This window comes from Fervidicoccaceae archaeon (assembly GCA_038878695.1).
Taxonomy (GTDB): Archaea; Thermoproteota; Thermoprotei_A; order Sulfolobales; family Fervidicoccaceae; genus JAVZVD01.
In genome coordinates this window covers 1-20402 of sequence record JAVZVD010000003.1, presented here as the reverse complement: position 1 = coordinate 20402, position 20402 = coordinate 1, and the positions used below count along the sequence as shown (strand labels likewise).

Genomic DNA, 20402 nt, shown 5'->3' with positions numbered 1-20402 from the left:
GAGAGGCGGAGAGTTCGCGCTCTTCTCCGTCGAGTTCGGGGAGGCCGTCCTCACTCAGATTCTGTCCCCTCTAACAGGCTGAGGAGCTCGCGGGGGATCACTCCTCGCTCAACCAATTCTTTAGCTTCGTCGTACGTGTATCTATAAACGAGATCCGCCTTGCTTTCGGGCCTCGCGTCCCACGGCGCGACCAACACGATGTCGCCCTCGCGCACCCAGAGCCTTCTCCTATATTTGCCGGGGATCCGTGTCGCGCGTCGAGTCCCATCGAGGCACTTAGCCACGAAGAAGTCCCCGCCCAACAGCTTCTCGGCGACGCAAACTAGCATAGACTCTTCGGGCAGCGGAACCTCTTTTGGCTTCTCTTCGCGCTTTTTCTTTGGCATCTCGTCACCGCTTGGAGGAGATCTCGCGTTTCGATGCTCGCGCGAGTCATTTTAATATGTTGCTCGGCTCGAGCTCGGCGAAGATTTTAACCTCCTAGCAACGCGAGGAGATGCGACCTCGGGAGGTCTCCCGCCTTGCCGAAGGAGTTGATATTCGAGAGCATCGAAGAGCTCCAACGCGTGGCCAGACCCTTAGCCGAGCGCGCTGAAGAGTGCAGATTAAAGTGGGGCGGCGCGAGCGGCGCCAAGCTGAAGTTCAGAACGAGGAGGACCCTGTACACGGCCGTCATAACGCCGGAGAAGATCGGGGGGGCGAAGAGCGAGGGAGAATTTAGAGAGAGGATCAAGAGGCTGGCTCAGGAGCTCGGCTGCAAGAAGCTAGTCGAGATCGAATAAGAGGGGAGGATCAATGCCTGCTCCCAGTCCCAAGAGCCTCCTCGAGCCTCCTCAACTTCTCCTCTGCTGAGGCGAGAAGAGGCGAGTCCTGCGCGTAGCTCCTGCCGGCCCTCAGCGCCTCCTCGGCCTTCTGGAGCTCGGCCCCGAGATAAGCTATGTGCTCCCGCGATAGGTCGGGGTAATCGCGTAACACCGCTCGGAGCAGCTGCAGAGCTCCGCGCCCGACGTAGCATCTGCTCGACTCGCTGGACTCCTCCGCTATGCAACACAGCAGGCGCCTCCGGTCGTGGTCCGCTTCCACGAATGCGCGATAGCGGTCCAGGGTCCGCTGAGTGATGACCTCATCGGGCACCTCGATGACGGCTCGAGCTGTGCTCAGGAGGGAAGGAGCGGCCGGCCCGCGCTTACTCTTCAACAAGATGAGGTCAACGCCTAAGTCCACGGGGGGCACACCACGCTCTTTGGCCGTAGAGGCCATGACGAGGCCCACTTTGACCTCAGCCGTTGATCCTCTGGTCTTCCAGGAGTCCTCGACCACCAGCACCGCGCTGACTCCCAGCTCGACCGCGATCGCGGAGAGCAACGCGTTAACGCCGTGGCTGTCGGCGTCGATGAGCTCGGAGATATTGGCGAAGCCCATGAGAAGCGGAGGAACGGAGAGATCGGACGAGAGCTCGAGATAGCCGGCTAGTGCTTCAACGAGGCCGAGGCAGGGGGGAGGAGTCACGAGATCCGCCAGCAGCTTCTCGTAGCCTAGCTGAGCTGCTCTCCGCAGATTAGCTCTCAGGAGGGATACGGACTCGCCGCTGGCGAGAGCTCCGCTAGAGTAAGGATCGCTAGGTATAACTACAAAGGCCTTTGCTCTCCTGTGCCGCTCGAACCTGTGCATATTGCCCTCGTGAATGCTCATCGCTATCTCCGCGCCGGCGTCGAGGCACCTCTCGATAGCCGCGGGCCTCGCCGAGTCCACACCGAGCGCCGCTCTCCCGACGCACTTAGACGCTGCCTTGAACCTCCTCTCGACCTCCTCCGCGCTCTCGCCGAGAGGAGCCCCCACTATAATGGCGTCAGCCCCCGATTCTTCTAGGCGAGATACGTGCTCGCAGATTTCGTCCACCTCAAGCCACGTGGGGGTCTCGGCCATCAAGAGGACGGGAGGACCGCGGGTAGGCACCTTTAGACTTCCAACTTCGAAGGCCGTGGGGCTCTTCTCGGTCAGGCTCCTCAGAGTAGACCTGAGGCTCTCGAGCCTATCGAGGAGCAACAAGTCCTCCGCCGCCTTCTCCCTACTGAGCTCTCCGCCCCGTAGCACGTGCTCTAAGACCCTCGACAAAAGCGACGGATCGGCGCTGCCCTTGTAGACGGGCCTGCCTACGACGGCTTCGACCTCTCTCGCGTCTCCTTTCACAGTCCCCGGCAGGATGATTAGGTCGAAGCGCTCGAGCTCGGACTTAAGCTCTCGGTTAACCTCTATTGCCGCGCGCAACGCTTCGGTCGTGGCCAAGCTCATCACGTGTATCGGGAGCCGGAAGACTTTGAGTTCCACCGTCCCCCTCAGCTCGCTCGCAGCTCTCCCGGCCTCCCTCTCGATGATTTGATACGCCCTCACCCCGGTGAGGAGAGCGATCCTCAGCAAACCTCTCTTCCTCGGATCGAGCCGTAGATCGGACCCGTCGCTCGCTACGAGGCCACTCTGAGGCTTATCGTCAGCTTGCTCCTACGTCTGCCCCCTTTAGGGGCGGCGAGTTTATGCGTCTCCTTTGATGAGCCTCCGAGGCGACTCAGGACCCAGCTCGCTATGCTCCTGGCGTTCGAGTGCCCCAACACCTTCACGTCGATCCCTCCTCTCACCTCCTCGACCTCGACTATCGAGGAGGCGAGCTCTCTCGGGAGAGATGCGAGGAGCTCTCTGATTCGTCGAATTTCCCGAGTCGAGAGGGGGCCCCCGACCCCTCGCACTTGCACGATGGCGTCATGAGCGCCGCTCAGCCTCTTGAAACAGTCCTCGCAGAGCGTGCGCCTCAAGTCGATCTCGATATGCTGAGTCCACGAGTAGCACTCCTCGTCGATGCACGCGCGGATCGCGGCGGCACTCGGGGACTCGAGCCGAGTCGAGACGACCGCTCCGTAGACGCGGAGAGCTTTGGCGAGCTTGAAGCTCACGGCGTTAGCGACGGCGAGCTCGAGATTCTCTCGACCCCCGGCTACCCACTCTCCCGATAGCCTCAGGCGGCCGCAGCTCCTGCAGATCCGCACCTCGATCCTCCAGTCGAGGGTCAGCTTCTTCTCTAGGAAGCACTTGAAGCATATCCCCTCGATAAAGGGAGTTCCATCACGTTTCAGACCGCAACTCGGGCACGCGTGACGCCGGCGGAGGCTCAAATCGGGGAGCCCTCGTTTCATGGCATCGTGTTGATGAACATGGCGAAGGGCACGGCTTCTACGCTGATTACGGAGGCCGGGTGAATTAGCTTCTCTCTTATTGCTAAGCTCACCGCTCTCTCACCGACCACGTTGAGGATCTGGGCCGTGTACATGATTTCGAGGGCTTCGGTCTCGTCCAAGAGTTCCCCCCCATAAAACTCGGGAGAGACCCTCAGGATTATTCCTCCCTCCCTGAGCTCTGCTCCCAGCAGCTCACGATCGCACACCGCAACGATCTTGCCCTGCCGGCTCTCGTGAACTTTTACGTAGAGCATGCCGATATTCTCTCCCGAAGAATCTCTACGCAGCGCTAAATATTACGGTTTTTCTAAACTCGAGAGCAGAACGCGGGCCCGTGGCCTAGCCAGGATAGGGTGCCGGCCTGCGGAGCCGGAGATCCCGGGTTCGAATCCCGGCGGGCCCGCTTCACTCGCGTTCACCCGCGTTTTCTCTCGCCAAAGAGCTCGAGCCGCGCTCGACTCCAAGTCCACTCGGTCTCCCGGAGCTCTCTAGGCGAAATGTTCGTCGCGCGAGCGGTTAATCGTACGTAGATCATTCAACGAAATCACGCAATCTGAGCGCTCGAGCAGTCGAAAGATTATTGAGCCGTGCACCTCGAGCAGATGAAAACACGAGATCGGCCCAACGCGGTGAGGAGGCTTGAAGTGGCACATCGAGAAGCCCAAGAACGAGCGCATCATCGGCTACGCTCCAGGCACGAAAGAGAGGGAGGAGCTGAAGAAGAAGCTCGAGGAGCTCTCCTCGAAGACCGAGGAGATCCCATTGATCGTGGGAGGGAAGAAGGTCAAGAGTGGGCAGACGCGCGAGATCAGAGCCCCCCACGACCACAGCAAGCTCCTAGCGATTGCCCACTTGGCTGGAGAGACCGAAGTCGAAGAGGCCATCGAGAGAGCGCTCGACGCTTGGCAGAGGTGGTCCGACCTCGACTGGTACCACAGAGTTGCTGTCTTTATGAGAGCGGCCGAGCTGCTCTCGGGGCCTTATAGGCTCAGAGCCATAGCGGCCATAATGCTGAATCAATCCAAGACGCCCTACGAAGCCGAGATAGATCTGGCCGAGTTGGTGGACTTCTGGAGATTCAACGCGTACTATGCTCAGTTCCTCTACGAGCAGCAACCCGATCAGTTCCCGGGCGAGATCAACAGACTGGACTGGAGGCCCCTCGAGGGCTTCGTTGCGGCTATCCCACCGTTTAACTTCTTCAGCATCGCCGGCAACCTCCCCACAGCCCCCGCCATAGTCGGTAACGTAGCTGTGTGGAGACCTTGCACCGACGTGATATTCTCGAACTACGTGATAATGGAAGTCCTCATGGAGGCCGGTCTACCACCTGGCGTGGTCAACTTCGTTCCCTCGCCCCACGCGAGCTTTGACGCGGTCTTCAGGCACAAGGACTTCGCCGGCCTTCACTTCACTGGGAGCTACGAGACTTTCGTGAAGCTGTGGAAGAGAATCGCCGAGAACTTAGAACGCTATAGGAATTTCCCCAGAATAGTTGGGGAGACGGGCGGTAAGGACTTCATCGTAGTACATCCCTCGGCCGACGTGGAGGTTTCAGTCACCGCTATAATTCGGGGGGCCTTCGAGTACCAGGGCCAGAAATGCAGCGCCGCCTCTAGACTCTTCGTCCCCAAGAGCCTGTGGAACGGCGCGCTCAAGGCGAGGCTGCTGAGTGAGATGAGGAGAGTGCGCTACGGACCCATCGAGGACTTCACGGTCTTCGGCGGAGCGGTCATAAATAGAGCCGCGTTCGAGAAGATAATTAGCTATATAGAGTATGCGAGGAGCAGACCCGAAGAATACGAGATAATCTACGGTGGAGGATATAGCAGCGAGAAAGGCTGGTTCATTGAGCCAACAATAATAGTTACCAATAATCCCCGCGGGAAGCTCATGGTGGAGGAGATCTTCGGGCCCGTCTTAACGGTCTACGTTTACGATGACGATAAGTACAGCGAGGTGCTCGGCGTGGTGGATAGCGCGGCTCCGTACGGTCTAACGGGCTCTATAATTGCTAACGATAGATATGCCATAATCGAAGCCGAGAGGAAATTAAGATATGCCGCCGGCAACTTCTACATTAACGATAAACCGACTGGGGCCATAGTGGGCAGGCAACCATTCGGTGGCACGAGATGGTCGGGGACTAACGATAAGGCGGGATTCTGGCTGAACCTAGTCAAATGGCTGAACCCGAGAAACATAAAAGAAAATCTCAATCCGCCGCGGGATTGGCGCAGAGAGTACATGGGCTGAGCTCAAAAAAGCCTTCTTCCTTACTTCGTTGCTTCACATTGCTCAATGTGCTAAGTCTTTTTCCTATCGTCCCTCCCCCTGAGGGGATCGAGCGAGGCTTTGAGGCAAACTTGGACCGTTAAAGCGACTAAAGCGAAATAAAAGCCGCAGGTCGAGAGAGTCAGAGTGTGATCAACTTGACCGAGAGGGTTCTAAAGATAGTTCTCGATACGGCCGAGCATCATCCATATCACGGAGAGTGGAAGAAGTTGGCGGAGAAGTTGGCGGAGGTCCTAGGAGCGGAGCTGGAAGTGAAATACGAGGACTACGTTTACGCGATCGAGCACGGCTTCACCGACGAACTCGGAATGGCCGGGCTCCCTCAGCTCATGGCAGAGCTGGAGTCGGGTCGCGTGGTCCCCCTCTTGAGCGATATACCGCTCAACGAAAGGCTTCAGCCGGATTTCGACAAAGCCCTCGAGCTGGCGCTCGAGAAACTGGGCCGCTCGAGGGCTTGAGGTTCTCAGCGGGCCTCGCCCATATCGTGAGATTTTCCAATGAGCTCCCCTAGCTTCTCGCCTCTCCTCCTGATGGATGGGTGCCTCAGAGTAAGGATAAGCGCAGTCTCTCGGGTCAACACGGCCAATGAGGCGAGGGCGCCTCGTTCGGAGAGGGCCATGAAGACGCTCCTCCAATCGGCGAATATCACCACGGCTAGCAGCACCGAGGTGAAGGCGATGAGCACCGCCGCCCCGGCTATCAACGCGCCGGTACCGTATTCGGAGGCTGCGCTGAGGACCCAGGTCGCTCTCTCTCCCAGGAACACGGCAATACCGACTATCACGGTCTTGCCCAGCAGGGTCCCCGCGAAGAAGTGTGTCGGATCGTACTTGGCCACTCCCAGGGGTACGTATAACACGTCGTCCGGCAGAGGCGTTGCTGCAAAGAGCAAGACCGCCAGTAGACCTAAATATCTTCTGCTCAGAGCCCTCCTCAGATACTCCATGTCTTTCTTGCGCTCCTCAGATATCACCTTCTCGGCCGCATACCTCGAGGCGGCATAGATCAAGAGCTTGCCCGCGGTCGCGCCGAGAGCCCCAACGAGAACTAAGAGAATCCTACTCCCCGCCTCCATGGCCATGGAGTAGGCTGCGATGAAAGCTAGATAGGGCACCGAAGAATACGGCACGGCGTTCCCCAGCGCGCTGATTACAAAGACTCCCGCTAGTCCTAGGCTAGAGACCAAGGACCTGAGGGTCTCCAACAATGTAAGCTCCACGCCGCCTCTCCTCGAAGTTTGACCCCAAGCATTATGCTGGCGGGGAAATAAATGGGAGGCTCGCAGCGGCTCTCGAGAGCTCCGCGCCGGGGTGCTCGATTATGAAGCCAACCCCACCGAGAGGCTTCCGCGATATACCTCCCGAGATCGCCATCCCTCGACTGCGCGTGATCGAGAGAATCGGAAAAGTATTCGAGCTCTACGGCTTCTCCCCGATGGAGACTCCGGCCGTCGAGTTCTGGGAGACGCTAGCGGGCAAGTATGGAGAGGAGGCGGAGGGCATGTTGATCTGGAGATTCGAAGACCCTCGCAGCGGTCGCGAGTACGGGCTCCGCTACGATCTCACCGTGCCCCTGGCCCGCTACGTCGCCTCTCACCCGGAGCTCCCTCTGCCTTTTAAGAGATACCAGATCGCGCCGGTGTGGAGACACGAAGAGCCTCAACACATGAGGTATAGAGAATTCCTCCAAGCCGACGTAGATGTTGTCGGCTCTCCTCACCCCGAGGCCGACGCAGAGGTCCTCGGCGCAGTTCAACACGCTCTCCATCAGCTTGGTCTGAGAGACGTCGCCGTGAGGCTAAATCACAGGGTCGTGCTAGATGAGTTCTTCAAGCGCGAGCTCGGGCTCGTCGACCCGAAGCCCGTGTATAGAGCGATAGATAAGCTCGACAAGCTGGGGCGGGAGGGCGTGCTCAACGAGCTGAGAGCCCTGGGCCTCTCGCAATCGCTCGTAGAGAGGGTAGAGCGCCTGCTCGACCTTCGTGAGGCTGGCGGCGGCCTCGACGGGCTCAAGCCCCTCGTCTCCACCACCGCGGCTTCTCGAGCAATCGAAGACCTCGAGCTCATAATAGAGCTGGCCTTCGACCCGGATAAGATTGTCATCGACCCGAGCCTGGTTCGCGGCCTCGATTACTATACGGGCCCGATAATGGAGTTCTCAGTGGGGAGGGGGCCGAGCATCGCGGGGGGAGGCAGATACGATGAGCTGATAGGTCTCTTTCGAGGTGGGGAGAGCATACCGGCCACGGGCTGCAGCATAGGAGTGGACCGAGTCCTAGACGTCTTGGTCGAGAGGGGGCTCGTTGATCTCGGCAGGAGGTCCTGCTCGGTCGTGCTCGTCGTCAACGTGGGCTCGGAGCACTACGAGGCCGCTTGGAAGCTGGCCCGCGAGCTCCGAGTTAGAGGCGTGCCAACCGAGGTCGACCTAATGAGGCGCGACGAAGACAAACAGAGGAAGAGGGCCTCGGCTTTGCGAATCCCTATCGTAGTATTCGTTGGTCAGCGCGAGCTAGAGAGGGGAGTCTACGCGGTGTATGATCGAGAGAGAGGCGAGAGACTCGAACTAAATTTAGACTCGTTGGTCAATCTAGCGAGGGAGAGAGCCTCATCGAACGTGCCTAGGAAGTCGTGAGAGTGTTCGCCCAGGCGGGGGACTTTAGGTGCGGCGGCCGGGATTCGAACCCGGGATTTCCGGCTTGGAAGGCCGGCGTCCTAGTCCAGGCTAGACGACCGCCGCTGTTCTATGTAGCGCCGTGACAACCTTTTAAATAAATCTGCAGAGGGCAGAGAGTCGCGAGTCGTTCGACGCGGTGCCTCGGATGAAGCTGCTCGTAGAGATCATGCCAACGAGATCTAGGAAGAAGCTCGAGGCTTTGTTGGAAGCCGTGGCTGGACGAGTGGATGAGGTATTCGTGCCGGATTCTCCTCTCGGAATCCCGAAGGCTTCGGTTCTCCCTATAGCCGCCATAGCCGTAGAGCGCGGCCTGAGAGTCGCGATAAGTTTGCGAGTCATAGACTATTCGTGGACCGGCCTAGTCAATCAGATATACGGGGCCTACCTCGTAGGCGTCTCGGAGATCCTCTTTCTCCGAGGAGACAGGCCTCCTCGAGGCACGATAGTCGGCGACGTGAGCCCGGAAGAGGCCCTCTCGATGCTCAGGAGCGATCCTAAGCTATCGGGGATACGCGGAGGCTTGACCATAAGCTTGAGGCGTCAACCGGAGGACATCGAGAAGAGGCTGAGAGCTCGCGCCGACTTTTACGTAGTCCTGCGGAAGAACGAGGAGAAGCTCGGAGTCCTCCGGTCCTCTGGGGCGCTGGAGCGCGGAGAGCTGCTCGGCTACGCAATAGTCATTACGCCCGAGAATAGGGGGCTCGTGAAGAGTCGCCTCCAGACCGAGGACTCGGTGGAAGCCGAGCTTCTCGCCGAGTACTTGGATAAGTGGAAGGGCCTGCTCGACGGCATGATAGTCTCACTCCCCGCGCTCGGACCCTCGGAGATCTCCCGCGTTCTCGGGAGGCTCTAAAGGCTCTCCTGATTTGGCTATTTCGCGATCCTAGCCTTTAGACCGTAGTGGATCGGTCCCGCTGAGCCTGCCTCAACTATTCTCCTGAAGACCAGCTCGACCTCGGCCCCTTCGAGCAGCTCACGCTCGTCGAATACATCGGTCAGCGGAAGCACGACGCGCGCACCGCCGAGGTCGATGACACCGATGTAGAGGGGCCTGCTCTCTTCGAAATTTCCGCCAACGTCGTAGAGGGGCGTCCACGCTACGAGCTTCCCTCTTCTCGGCAGAGGAGAGAGCGCGACGTCCCTCGATCCGCAGTGGGGGCAAGCTCTTCTCGGTGGGTAGAAGAGCGCGCCGCAAGAGCTACATCGAGCTCCCTCGATCGAGTAGTGCTTTCTCCTGAGCCTCCAGAGCCTCGCCGCGTTTAACTCGAGGTCCAACCCGATCATTCCTCCGTCAGGTTCTCCTGAGAAGCGCCCCAGCCGCTACGGCCGCGTAGCCTCCGATCGCCACGGCTACGCCGAACTCGGTGCCTGAGAGCTGTTTGACCCCATAGATTCCGTGCATCGCCGATACGATCTCCGCCACCTGGTAGACCCCGGTGGCTCCGTAGGGGTGTCCTCGAGCCTTGACCCCTCCCGCCACGTTGAGCGTGGGCCTATCGCCGAAGCCAAACCTACCCTCGGCTACATCGCGGAGAGTTCGGCCTCGCTCGCTCAAGCCCATCGCCTCCACGCACAGGGGGCCTCCTATGCTGTAGCTATCGGTCACCTCGACTAGATCTATTTTCCGAGGCTCGAGATTCTCCGCGCTCAGCATGGCTCGAGTCAATACGGCGACGGTCTCGAACCAGACGGGGTCTTTGCGCAGAGAATACTCGAGAGGGCCTCCAGCCGAGGCCGTGTACAGTAACTCCGCGAGCCTGGCCTCCTTGGGGGCTCTCGAGCTCTCCGATGAGATGAGCAGCGCGGCCGCTCCGTCGCCGGGCTGATGCGCGTGGAACTGTCTAAGCGGCGGCGAGAGCGGCTCCGAGCCGAGCACCCGCTCTACCGTCAGCTTGAACCTGAGCTGCCCGTGCTGGGCATTGAGTGAGTGCTCGTGCATCAGCACGGGCCACAGAGCTAGTAGCTCCTCGCTCACCGAGAATCTCCGCATGTACTCCGCGGCAGCCAGCGCGTACAAAGCGGCGAGATTCACGCCGTAGATGCCCTCGTAGTCTGCACTGACCAGCCTCTCTAACAGGCTAGCGTGCGCAGCGCTCGAGGCGTCGCTGAGCTTCTCCACTCCAACGACCAGCACGTCGCGTGCCATCTTCGACTCGACGAGGGACCGCGCGACGTGCACCGCTAGAAGGCCCGAGGCTTCGCCCCCGCCTACGCTCAGCACTTGAGCGCCCGCGAAGCCCAGCTCTTCCAGCACCAGAGGCCCGAGCATGCTCTCTCCCTGGAGCGCGTCGGCGAAGAGATTGGAGACCACCAACGCGTCTACTCCGTCCACGCCGGCCTGCTCCAGCGCTCTGACCGCGGCCTCTCGGGCCAAATCGGCGAGGCTCAGCTCGTAGTGTCTACCGACCTTGGTGAACCCGATGCCACTCACGTAAGAGACCAAGCCGACTTCACCACCTCACTCTCCGCAAGAGTCCGCGAGCTCTGGCGTAGACCGCGTAGTCCACGACTACGCCCTTAGATAGCCAGTCGTCGACCTTGGGAGCGGCTTCTCTCGCTCTGCGCGCACGCTCCGTGAGCACGATCGAGTAAGCGTCGGCTCCCGCGCCGCTGCCGAAAGGCGCGAGCAGAATCCTCGAGCCGGGCTCGGCGATCTCGAGGATCCTGGCCAATCCCATGAGGGCGCTCGCGTTGTAGCTATTGCCTATCCTGCTCACGACGAGACCCGGCTCTACTTTCTCGCGGGGGAAGCCTAACCTCTCGGCCACGCGCAGAGGGAAGCGCGCATTGGGCTGGTGGAAGACGACGAAATCGAAGTCGCCCGGTCTCAGCCCGGTCTTCTCGAGGAGTCCCCGCACTGCGCCAATGATGTGGGCGAAGTATGCCGGCTCGCCCGTGAACCCCTCCGCGTGTAGCGGGAAAAGAGCCGTTGACCTCCTCCAGAAGTCCGTGGTATCCGTGACGTACGAGTGTGATGCCTCGAAGATCGCCGCCGAGCTCTCGGCCGGTCCGACCAAGATAGCCACAGCGGCGCTAGACGCCGTGAACTCGAGCACGTCGCCCGGGTTGGCCTGAGCCGTATCGCTGCCGATCACCAGCGAATACTTCACCATGTTTGAGGCTACGAGACCTATGCTCGCTCTTAGTCCCTCGCTCGCAGCGCGACAGGCGAACTCGAGGTCGCTGGCCATAGTATGAGGCGTGATCCCCAGCGCCTCGGCCACTACGGCTGCGCTAGGCTTAACCGCGTAGGGCTTCGACTCCGTCCCGAAGAACACCGCTCCTACTTCTCTCCCCTCGATGCACGCCCTGGCGAGGGCCCCGAGAGCCGCCTCGACGCCCATCGTCACGGCGTCCTCGTCGATCCAGGCCAGGCTCTTCTCCGACACGCCGAGCCCCAGCCACCCTCCCGGCGGGTGTCCCCAGACTCTGGCAAATTCCTCGGCTCGCACCCTTAGCCTGGGCACGTAGGTGCCCCAGCCTGCTATGCCGACCCTCGACTCCGGGAGGCCGCCGTCCAAGGCTAGACCCTCAGGCGCAGAGGCACGGTCTCCAGGCCGCGCGCTCTCAACTCAGCGCGCACGAGCGATACGCCAGCAACCATGCTCTCGAGCTTAGCCCGAGCGACCCTCCTAGGCAGGAGCTTCAGGCCGCAGTCCGGGTTCACGTATATCATATCTGGAGGAACGTACTCCATAGCCTTCCTCAGAGCCCTGGCGATTTCTTCCGGCTCCTCGACGCGTTTACTGTGCACATCCACGACTCCAAACCCCAGCTCCTTTGAGAAGCCTCTGAGCATCGCCAGGTCTCGGAAGCCTCTGTTGGCGAATTCGAGTACCAGTTGACTGATATTCTTGAGTCTATCGACGTGAGGCGTCAATAGGTTGTAATCGCTGTAGCAGACGTGGAGCGCTATCTTCGCATTAACGCCGTTGGCCATTTCATCTATGAGCTCTATGGCCCACTCCACCTCATTGGGATGAGTAGTCAACGCGGGCTCGTCTATCTGAATGAAGACCGCCCCATGATCTGCGAGAGCCGAGATCTCCGCTTTGATTATCTTAGAGAGCTCCCTGACGAGTTCTTCCTTTGTCTCGTAGTATTCGTTGAAGCTCCAATCCGCTATGGTATAAGGGCCTGTTATCGTGACCTTCACGATGGGTCTCGTGCTGATCCTCTTGAGGTAAAAGTACTCCTCTAAGACGATGGGCTGCTTGTACTCGAGCTTAGAGACCACGGCCGGCTTGTTGAAGAAGTTGTTGTTCCAGACTCGCACGGGGCCGTAGAACTTGAAGCCCCCTATGCGCTCGGCGAAGTACTCGACCATCTCGTCTCTGCGTTGCTCGCCGTCCGATGGGATATCGATTCCCGCCAGCTCCTGCTCGCGGACCGCCGCGACGACGGCGTCATCGAGTGCCTCCAAAAGTTGATCTTCGTCAACCTTGCCGTAGCGCCTCAGCTTGAGCATTCTCTTGAGCCAGGCTGGTCTGGGGTAACTGCCGACGACCGTGGTGGGCAAGATGGGCAGCTCCACGTGGTCTCACCTCGCACTCTCCAACCCTCTCTTTAGTCTCCCCAGCAGTCTCAGCTTCTTGTAGGCTACGCTCTCCGGCAGGAACTCTAGTGTGGTATTGGTGGACAGAATTACGCTCTCGGGCCCGCTCAGCTCCTCGACGAGCCTCCTCAATGCATCGATTTTCTCCATCAACGTGCTCCTGGCATCGATTATGCCAAGCTGAACCCTCCCTCTCAGCTCCCGCGCCAATTCGATGTCTTCGCGGCTCTCGACGAGATCTAGCCCGAGCGTCACGCGCTTCGGAGCCTCCGCGGCTAGCTTCCTCGGGAATGAGCCGAAATAGACTATCAAGTGCAATTTCTCCTGCTCCCTTTCAGACAAGGTTCCCAGCGCCTGTTTGTAGGCGTCGAGCACGCCTCCGTCGAGTTTCGAGAGGCGAGTCAGAGAGGGGTCGTGGACCTCGAGTATCACGTCGCGACCCGACGCGAGCTCGAGCATCGGAGCGAGGATCCTCGCGAAGTAGTCCATTGCGAGGTCTGCGCGAGAATTATAGGGCGCGGAGGGCTCGATTAGGGCGAGATCGGCGAAGGTAGCGGGTCCTGGCACCGGGAGCCTCAGCTTCCTCCTTAGAAGCCTCCGCAGTCTTTCCCCTAGCTCAATACGACGGAGGAGTCTCGCTGGGGTCTCAGTCAACCCGATACGTTCTCTAACGATCGGCTGCCTCACGAAGAAGTTGTTCTCGAAGAATCTAACGAGACCGCCCACTTCTACGCCGACCAGGTCCTTGATGAAGGGGTTCAATATATCGTCGCACAGGTACATGCCGTCAGTGACGTAGTCGGGGAGGTCTCTGGAGAGCCTGGAGAACGTCCTCGCCGTTATCTCGACCGCCTTCTCGAAGAGCTCGTCTTCGCTGATCAAGCCCTTCTCGTGCTTCCTGATTAGGCTGGCGTATCTCATCGTGCGCGGAATGCCGCCAGTTAGGGAGGTCTCAACGACGAGGCCGCTCGCCAAAGAATGCACGCCTCTTCCTCAGGCCGCGCTGATCTGAGTTATATCGTTTCTTCCGTCTTCGACTCATTTATTTATGTTCAATTAAATGAAATTCCGCGGGGAACTCGGAGACTTGAGGCTGCGCAGAGCAGTCGATAGAAGCGAGGTCGGCGTCGTGGTTTTGATCCCCTTCCTGGAGCTCACGTTGAGCTGGAGAGATAGCAAGCGCGAAGTAGCGGTGGAGAACCACTTCATAGGCAGACTAGAGCCGATTTATCGTGTGTTGATGGTCGCGAGCCCTCTTCCGAGACCGAGCGCGGTGGCCCCCACAACGTCTTGGCTCTACCTCGAGCCGCTCTGCGATACGCCCGAAGAGATGCTCGACCTCCTCGAGGAGGGCTATCGCCGCGTCCTCGAAGCTCGAGAGGGCGAGGCGACCTCGCCTGGTGATGGCCGGCGACGCTTGAGAGGACTCGGCGGAGAGGCGCTTAGGCTCGCGTTCGGCTCGACCCGAGGCGAAGACGAGATCGCCAGGGGCCTGGTCGAGAGCGCGAAGTGGAGCATGCTAAGGGATCTCTACGAGTCGTCGGTCTTTCCGAGCGGGAAGAGGCCCCGCTGCCTTTGCGGAGAGAAGCTCGCGGTGCCCGTGCGCTATGATCCATCGATAAAGAGCTTCCGCGAGCTCGAGAGAGGACACTCGAGAGTGGTGAGAGTGTTGAATGCCTTAATCGCTAGCGGATTGCTCGAGCCCTCGATATCACAGCTAGACTAAAATATCAAAATAATAATTTATAATTACAATATCTTCTCGAACGCGCAGCGAAGCTCTTTAATCATGAAGCTTGAGAGACCGAGCTCGAGGCGGGCCTCGAATAGAGCCAGCACGCCACGAACCTGCCCGGCTCGACCTCGATCAATGGGGGCTCCTCCATTTCGCAGAGTCCGCGGAGCCTCTCTCTGTTCTCATCGAGAGCGACGCACCTGGGGTGGAATCTGCAACCCCTTGGCACATTGATGGGACTAGGCACTTCTCCCTTCACCGGCAGAGGACGTTGCCTCAGCCTATTACTCGGATCGGGCTCCGGCACGGCTGCGACGAGGGCTCTTGCGTAGGGATGCAGAGGGGCCTCTATGATCTCGCCGGGCTTCCCAAGCTCGACTATCTTGCCTAAATACATCACAGCTATCTTATCGCATACGTACCTGGCGACGGCCAAGTCGTGGGTTATGAATATGTACGTCAGGCCGAGCCTGTTTTTGAGGCTCAACATGAGCTCGAGTATCTCGGCTCGTATCGATACATCCAACATCGAGACGGGCTCGTCGGCTACGACGAGCTTAGGCTCAATTACTAAGGCTCTGGCTATAGCGACTCTCTGCCTCTGCCCACCGCTTAGCTGATGCGGGTACCTGCGAGCTATTTCCTCGGCTGGGCTCAGCTTGACGCTTTCCAACGCTCTTAGCGCGCGCTCTCTCCTCTCGGCCGGGTCCATGTCGGGGAAGTGCGCGCGGAGAGGCTCCTCGACTATATCCCCGATGGTGAATCTAGGGTTCAAGCTGGCGAAGGGATCCTGATGTATTAACTGAAGCTCTCGGCGCAGGATCCTAGCGGCTTCCGACCTGATAACCGCCATGTTGACTCTCTCGTTTACTATGGGCGCGCCGCTTCTCGAGAGCTCGTTTAGAATCTTCTCTGTGGGTTTGTAGAGCACACTACCCGACGTGATAGGCACGAGGCCTAGCACGGCCCTTCCCAGCGTGCTCTTGCCGCAGCCGCTTTCCCCCACTACGCAGAACGTCTCGCCTTCTCCCACATCGAAGGTGACGCCGTCTACCGCCCTCACGTACTTGCCGGGTCTTCTCGCGAAAAACTCAACGAGAGTCCGTCTTAACGAGAACCAGACGCGAAGGTCGCGAACGGCGAGGAGGGAGTCGTTGGAGGTCACTAAGTTCACCCGCCCACGAGCCAGCACCTAGAATAGTGGCCTTTCTCGACCTCAACTAGGGGGGGCTCTTCTCTCTTACAGAGCTCCGTTGCGAGCTTACACCTCGGGTGAAAAACGCAACCGCTGGGCGGATTGATCAGATTTGGGGGCTCCCCCGGTATGTACTCTAATTTATTGAGCTGACCGCGCAATCTCGGTACGCTCCTCAAGAGCCCCTCAGTGTAGGGGTGAGTTGGCCGCCTCAGTAGAGAGTCGGCAGGGCCGAGTTCCATGATTTTCCCCCCGTACATGACCAAGACCTTATCCGCCAGCTCCGCCACGACGCTTAGGTCATGCGTTATCAATACGTAGCTGAGGCTTCTCTCTTCCCTGAGTCTCTTCATCAGATTTAGTATCTGCGCCTGCACTACCACGTCGAGGGCCGTCGTGGGTTCGTCTGCGATGACGACCGGTGGATTGAGAGCGAGAGCCATAGCTATCACCACCCTCTGCTTCATGCCCCCGCTGAGCTCGTGAGGATACCTATGCACCACCTCCGGGCTGAGCCCAACGTTAGGCAAAAGGGCTTTAGCTCTCTCGAACGCCTCGCGCTTCGTGAGGCCCAAGTGATACATGAAGATTCGAGCGAGTTGTTGCCCCACCGAGTAGACCGGATTCAGAGCGTTCATGGCCCCCTGGAATATCATGCTAATCTTCTTCCACAAGACGGCGCGTCTCAGCTTCTCTCGGTCGAGAGACGTTATCTCCACTCCATCGACGAAGACTCTGCCGCTCACGATTCTGCCAGGAGGGGGGGCGAGACCCATCAAGCTCCACGCTAGCGTGCTCTTGCCGCAGCCGCTTTCCCCCACCACGCCCAAGGTCTCTCCTCTGCTCAATTCGAAGGAGACGTCCTCAACGGCTCGGACCACCCCGCGCAGCGTGAAGAATCGAGTGGTCAGATTTCTGACCTCCAAGACCATAGACAGAGCGAAGCACCTCTCGGCCTCTCGAGCGCGTCCTCGCTCCTCAACGCTCGCTCTCTCTTACCCCGAAAAACTTAACGGGCTAGTCCCCCCCAAGTCCCGAGCGACTGGAATGAAGCTCCGCCCAGAGTCTGTGGGGCTTAAGCTGCGCGGGAAGATAGCCGAGATAGAGAGGCCGCTCCCGCTTATTGGACACATAGCTTTTGGCGTAATCGATCGAGGATACAACATAGTTCAAGTGAGAGCCACGAGCCTTTGCGTTCTCTCGTGTAGGTTTTGCAGCGTGGGCGCCGGACCGTCTAGTCAGAGGAGGCTTGAATTCATGTTGAGAGACCCCGAGTGGCTTGTTGCGTGGCTCAGACGCGTCCATAAGCACAAAGGCAAATTCCACGTGCTGTTCGATGCGGTCGGCGAGCCTCTCACACATCCCGCGCTGCCCGATTTCGTGGAAGAGGTATCGAAATCCGGGGTAGCTCTCTCAACGATAATCGAAACGAGACTCCACCCGGCCGACGAGAGCTTGCTCGAGAAGCTCGTCGAGGCTGGAGCCTCTCAGTTCAACGTCAGCATAGACTCGCTCGACCCCTCCAAGGCGAGGTGGCTAGCTGGTTCCGAGAGCTACGACGTGGAGAAGGTCGCGAAGCTCGTCGAATTTCTACACTTCGAGCTGGGGGTCAAGGTGCACCTGACTCCGCTCTGGCTGCCCGGCGTCAACGACTCCGACATAGAGCAGATAATCGAGTGGGCCCTGAGGCTGGGCCTTGGAAGGGGGATCCCCCCCGTTGGAGTGCAGAAATACGTGGCCCATAAGCGCGGTCGCAAGATGTCGGAGGCGAGAGAGTGGAGCTGGGATCGATTCTATAGGGAGCTCGAAAAACTCGAAGAGAAGTTCGGAGTGAGGCTCGCGCTGAGACCGGAAGATTATGGGCTCAATCCGGCTCCGCGCGTACCCCTCCCCTACAGACGCGGGGACACGGTGAAGCTCGTGGTAGTGAGCGAGGGCTGGTTGCCCGGCGAGATGTTAGCTGTCACGCTGAGCCTCGACAGAGTTTTCACCCTCTTGTGTAAGAGGGAAAGCTTCGAGGTTGGAGACGAAGTGGTTGCCAGAGTAATCGAGGACGAAGACGGCGTGATGATCGCGAGGCCGGTGTGAGGGCTCTTTCTAAGCTCTCGACAGTCTACTCAATACGGCGCCTCTCAGAGCCTCGGGTAGCTCTCGGAGCTTGTAAACCTTGTAACCGCGGGGGGGTCTGAGCACGGGCTTGCCGACGACGATTATCTTGGAGGGATCCGTCAGAGACGTAATGGACGGGTCTTCCTGACCTCGGAGCATTACTCTAACCTTAGCATATCTGCCCCCCACGTCGATGTAGACATATTTCCTGGAATTGCCCAAGGCCTCTCGCCCATCAATGCTGAGTCTATTGGTTATAAAAACGAATAGTTCGTGGGCCCGGGGGGATTCGAACCCCCGACCTCCCGGTTATCAGCCGGGCGCTCCGCCAGGCTGAGCTACGGGCCCCGGGTCACCTACCGTCAGAGGAATTTTAAGTTCTTGCGCTCGCGCGCCGTTTACGTCGCTCTCGACGCATTCGGCGCGGAGAAGCTCGCACCAAGCGTTATATTAACTGGGAACGGCACATCTCTTCGCGCGTGACGAGAGAACCCGGGCCGTTTATCTATTAGGAGCGGGCGAGGAGAGGCCCGCTGTGACGAGAGGCCCTCTTCTCCGGAGGCTCCTCGAGATCACTTGCCCAGCGCCGCTATTCTCCTGAGTATATCGGTGCGCGTGACTATGCCGACGGGATTGCCGAGGGCGTCGACCACTATGAGTCTGCCAACATTGTATAGGTCCATCAATCTGACGGCGTCGAGCACGTCCTCGTCTTCTCTAATAGTCACGACGCTTCTCTTCATGTAGTCGCTCACTTTGGCATTGATTTTTCCCTCGCTGAAGGCTTTGGCCACGTCGGTGGTGGTCACTATCCCAACGATCTTGTCCCCCTCTACCACGGGCGCACCTCGTATTCTGTTCTCGAAGAACAGCTTGGCCACCTCACGCAGGTAGTCGGTCGGCTTAATCGTTATGAGCTTCCTCGTGGCGATCCTCCCCACGGTCTCTCTGGGTATACTCACCAGCCTCTTGATTAGTACGATTGCCTGTCCGCTCGCCCTATCTATTTGGAGGAGCCTTCCCTCTATGGTAAGCCTGGTGTGCGGGGCCGGGCCTACTTTGATTTCGTCGCCTTCCTTGAGTTCGTCGAGCACCCCGCCGAGCTTGAGGACGGCCTTGCCACCCTCCGGGTTGAGGAGGTCGAGGATCTCGATCGAGTAAGCGGCGGCGTTGAGCTCTCTGTCGTCTTTCCAGACCCTGAGGATCCCGTAGGAAGGGAGCGGGGGAGCCTTCACGATCTCAAGGGCCTTGAGAGTGGGCACGTAGCCGCCGCTCGGGCCGGTTTTGCTCTCCAACAAGCCCAGGCTCCTCAACGTCGATATTATGTTCCTCACGGTGCCCTCGTCCTTGCCAACGAGATTCGCTATCTCGACGCTCTTCACCAGTCTCTTCTTCTCCTCGTATAATTTGACCAACGCCTCCAGTATCTCTCGCTGAGCCGAGGAGAGCCTATACATGCTGTTCTTCACCCAGTGTGCTTTCACTTGATAATGATTTATAATTATTTCCACTATTTATAATTTTTCGTCGGAGTCCTAGCTCTCTGGAGGAGAGAAAAATTTATATAGAAGCATAGAATTAAACCTCCCTGCGGCCACATAGGGAGTCAACGAGGTGGATTAGATCTTGGCCTACGAACCGACGGGTATCCCGGTTCTAATACTCAAAGAGGGGGCCCAGAGGACCGCCGGTAGAGATGCGCTCCGCACTAACATTTTGGTCGCCAGGGCCGTAGCCGAGGCCCTCAAGACCACCTACGGGCCCAAGGGCATGGACAAGATGTTGGTCGACAGCCTGGGCGACATAACCATCACCAACGACGGTGCGACGATCCTCGATAAGATGGATGTGCAGCATCCTGTGGCCAAGATGCTGGTCCAGGCCGCTAAGGGGCAAGACGAGGAGGTCGGAGACGGCACGAAGACTGCCGTCATATTGGCTGGAGAGCTCTTGAAGGCCGCCGAGGAGCTCTACGATAAGGGGATCCATCCGACCATAATTGTGTCTGGCTACAAGAAGGCCGCCGAGGAGGCTGTCAGAGTGATCGACGAAATAGCCGTGCCCATAGACGTGGCGGATCGCGAGAAGCTCATCAAGGTGGCGGAGACCGCTCTGAGCAGCAAGGCCGTGCACGCCGCCCGCAGGAAGATTGCCGAGATCGCTGTCGACGCGATCCTCAAGGTGGCTGAGAAGAGAGGAGACAGGTGGTACGTCGATCTCGACAATGTGCAGATCGTGAAGAAGCACGGGGGCAGTCTTCTCGACACGATGCTAGTCGACGGCATAATCCTCGACAAAGAGGTGGTGCACCCCGGCATGCCGAAGAGGGTCGAGAAGGCTAAGATAGCGCTGATCGACGCGCCGCTCGAGGTAGAGAAGCCCGAAATCGACGCCGAGATCAGGATCTCGGACCCGACTCAGATGAGGAGATTCCTCGAGGAAGAGGAGAGGATCCTAAGGAGCATGGTCGACAAGATCGCCGAGGCCGGAGCCAATGTCGTGATATGCCAGAAGGGGATAGACGACGTGGCTCAGCACTTCCTCGCCAAGAGGGGCATACTCGCGGTGAGGAGGGTCAAGAGGAGCGACATGGAGAAGCTCGAGAGGGCTACC

The 20402-nt window shown here is 59.0% G+C and carries 22 protein-coding genes and 3 tRNA genes; 9 read left to right on the top strand and 16 right to left on the bottom strand.

From position 1 onward, the window contains the following. Positions 1–50: 50 nt before the first annotated feature. A complete protein-coding gene (locus QXU97_04895; GenBank protein MEM4035928.1) occupies positions 51–386 on the bottom strand; it encodes a translation initiation factor aIF-1A in 336 nt (111 codons plus the stop codon). 135 nt (positions 387–521) lie between these two features. Between QXU97_04895 and QXU97_04890 the strand changes: the two genes are divergently transcribed. Continuing rightward, positions 522–782 (top strand): hypothetical protein, encoded by a 261-nt coding sequence (locus tag QXU97_04890; protein MEM4035927.1) that lies wholly within the window; start codon positions 522–524, stop codon positions 780–782. A 10-nt stretch (positions 783–792) separates the two neighbouring features. Here QXU97_04890 and QXU97_04885 read toward each other — a convergent pair whose 3' ends face one another. The 3 genes from QXU97_04885 to QXU97_04875 are packed head-to-tail and all read right to left on the bottom strand — an operon-like array spanning position 793 to position 3481. Then, the gene (locus QXU97_04885) at positions 793–2418 is read right to left on the bottom strand and encodes a dihydropteroate synthase-like protein (protein MEM4035926.1); all 1626 of its coding nucleotides are present in this window, start codon (positions 2416–2418) and stop codon (positions 793–795) included. Positions 2419–2462: 44 nt separating this feature from the next. Beyond that, complete coding sequence (locus QXU97_04880; GenBank protein ID MEM4035925.1) at positions 2463–3164, bottom strand: NMD3-related protein; 702 nt, start codon at positions 3162–3164, stop codon at positions 2463–2465. A gap of 17 nt (positions 3165–3181) precedes the next feature. Beyond that, positions 3182–3481: a DUF424 family protein gene (locus QXU97_04875; GenBank protein MEM4035924.1), complete on the bottom strand. Its 300-nt coding sequence runs from the start codon at positions 3479–3481 to the stop codon at positions 3182–3184. 74 nt (positions 3482–3555) lie between these two features. On the opposite strand from QXU97_04875, the gene QXU97_04870 reads away from it, so the two are divergent. From QXU97_04870 to QXU97_04860, 3 genes are all read left to right on the top strand, one after another. Further along, positions 3556–3630 (top strand) — tRNA-Arg (locus QXU97_04870). A gap of 236 nt (positions 3631–3866) precedes the next feature. Then, positions 3867–5483: an L-glutamate gamma-semialdehyde dehydrogenase gene (gene pruA, locus QXU97_04865; GenBank protein MEM4035923.1), complete on the top strand. Its 1617-nt coding sequence runs from the start codon at positions 3867–3869 to the stop codon at positions 5481–5483. 167 nt (positions 5484–5650) lie between these two features. Beyond that, positions 5651–5980 carry a hypothetical protein gene (locus QXU97_04860; protein MEM4035922.1) on the top strand — a complete coding sequence of 110 codons (330 nt, stop codon included), beginning with the start codon at positions 5651–5653 and terminating at the stop codon, positions 5978–5980. Between the two features lie 5 nt (positions 5981–5985). On the opposite strand, the gene QXU97_04855 is transcribed toward QXU97_04860, so the two are convergent. Further along, a complete protein-coding gene (locus QXU97_04855; GenBank protein ID MEM4035921.1) occupies positions 5986–6741 on the bottom strand; it encodes a VTT domain-containing protein in 756 nt (251 codons plus the stop codon). 101 nt (positions 6742–6842) lie between these two features. Here QXU97_04855 and hisS point away from each other — a divergent pair, with 101 nt between their 5' ends. Then, the gene (hisS, locus tag QXU97_04850; protein ID MEM4035920.1) at positions 6843–8153 is read left to right on the top strand and encodes a histidine--tRNA ligase; all 1311 of its coding nucleotides are present in this window, start codon (positions 6843–6845) and stop codon (positions 8151–8153) included. Between the two features lie 29 nt (positions 8154–8182). Here the strand turns inward: hisS and QXU97_04845 are convergent. Further along, positions 8183–8258, bottom strand: a tRNA-Gly gene (locus tag QXU97_04845). 82 nt (positions 8259–8340) lie between these two features. On the opposite strand from QXU97_04845, the gene QXU97_04840 reads away from it, so the two are divergent. Next, positions 8341–9048 carry a hypothetical protein gene (locus tag QXU97_04840; GenBank protein MEM4035919.1) on the top strand — a complete coding sequence of 236 codons (708 nt, stop codon included), beginning with the start codon at positions 8341–8343 and terminating at the stop codon, positions 9046–9048. Between the two features lie 17 nt (positions 9049–9065). Here QXU97_04840 and QXU97_04835 read toward each other — a convergent pair whose 3' ends face one another. The 5 genes from QXU97_04835 to QXU97_04815 are packed head-to-tail and all read right to left on the bottom strand — an operon-like array spanning position 9066 to position 13734. Beyond that, positions 9066–9479 carry a Zn-ribbon domain-containing OB-fold protein gene (locus tag QXU97_04835; protein ID MEM4035918.1) on the bottom strand — a complete coding sequence of 138 codons (414 nt, stop codon included), beginning with the start codon at positions 9477–9479 and terminating at the stop codon, positions 9066–9068. A 7-nt stretch (positions 9480–9486) separates the two neighbouring features. Continuing rightward, positions 9487–10638 carry a thiolase family protein gene (locus tag QXU97_04830; protein ID MEM4035917.1) on the bottom strand — a complete coding sequence of 384 codons (1152 nt, stop codon included), beginning with the start codon at positions 10636–10638 and terminating at the stop codon, positions 9487–9489. 7 nt (positions 10639–10645) lie between these two features. Further along, positions 10646–11716, bottom strand: a complete 1071-nt coding sequence (locus QXU97_04825) for a hydroxymethylglutaryl-CoA synthase (protein MEM4035916.1) — start codon at positions 11714–11716, stop codon at positions 10646–10648. A gap of 2 nt (positions 11717–11718) precedes the next feature. Then, positions 11719–12729: a methionine synthase gene (locus tag QXU97_04820; GenBank protein ID MEM4035915.1), complete on the bottom strand. Its 1011-nt coding sequence runs from the start codon at positions 12727–12729 to the stop codon at positions 11719–11721. A 6-nt stretch (positions 12730–12735) separates the two neighbouring features. Continuing rightward, entirely contained in the window at positions 12736–13734 is a 999-nt protein-coding gene (locus QXU97_04815; protein MEM4035914.1) for a hypothetical protein, read from the bottom strand. Positions 13735–13837: 103 nt separating this feature from the next. Between QXU97_04815 and QXU97_04810 the strand changes: the two genes are divergently transcribed. Then, positions 13838–14476, top strand: coding sequence for a hypothetical protein (locus QXU97_04810; GenBank protein ID MEM4035913.1), 639 nt, complete (start codon positions 13838–13840; stop codon positions 14474–14476). A 61-nt stretch (positions 14477–14537) separates the two neighbouring features. Here the strand turns inward: QXU97_04810 and QXU97_04805 are convergent, their stop codons facing one another. Both QXU97_04805 and QXU97_04800 read right to left on the bottom strand, forming a co-directional pair. Next, complete coding sequence (locus QXU97_04805) at positions 14538–15650, bottom strand: ABC transporter ATP-binding protein (GenBank protein ID MEM4035912.1); 1113 nt, start codon at positions 15648–15650, stop codon at positions 14538–14540. Positions 15651–15655: 5 nt separating this feature from the next. Beyond that, the gene (locus QXU97_04800) at positions 15656–16612 is read right to left on the bottom strand and encodes an ABC transporter ATP-binding protein (protein ID MEM4035911.1); all 957 of its coding nucleotides are present in this window, start codon (positions 16610–16612) and stop codon (positions 15656–15658) included. Between the two features lie 115 nt (positions 16613–16727). On the opposite strand from QXU97_04800, the gene QXU97_04795 reads away from it, so the two are divergent. Beyond that, positions 16728–17768 (top strand): radical SAM protein, encoded by a 1041-nt coding sequence (locus QXU97_04795; GenBank protein MEM4035910.1) that lies wholly within the window; start codon positions 16728–16730, stop codon positions 17766–17768. 9 nt (positions 17769–17777) lie between these two features. On the opposite strand, the gene QXU97_04790 is transcribed toward QXU97_04795, so the two are convergent. The 3 genes from QXU97_04790 to QXU97_04780 form a co-directional block, all read right to left on the bottom strand. Next, positions 17778–18011, bottom strand: a complete 234-nt coding sequence (locus tag QXU97_04790) for a DUF5622 domain-containing protein (protein MEM4035909.1) — start codon at positions 18009–18011, stop codon at positions 17778–17780. Positions 18012–18063: 52 nt separating this feature from the next. Next, positions 18064–18137 (bottom strand) — tRNA-Ile (locus QXU97_04785). Between the two features lie 224 nt (positions 18138–18361). Beyond that, on the bottom strand, positions 18362–19258 hold the full coding sequence (locus QXU97_04780; protein ID MEM4035908.1) for a CBS domain-containing protein: 897 nt from the start codon (positions 19256–19258) through the stop codon (positions 18362–18364). A gap of 157 nt (positions 19259–19415) precedes the next feature. Here QXU97_04780 and thsB point away from each other — a divergent pair. Next, a partial coding sequence (gene thsB, locus QXU97_04775; GenBank protein MEM4035907.1) for a thermosome subunit beta occupies positions 19416–20402 on the top strand: 987 nt, incomplete at its 3' end.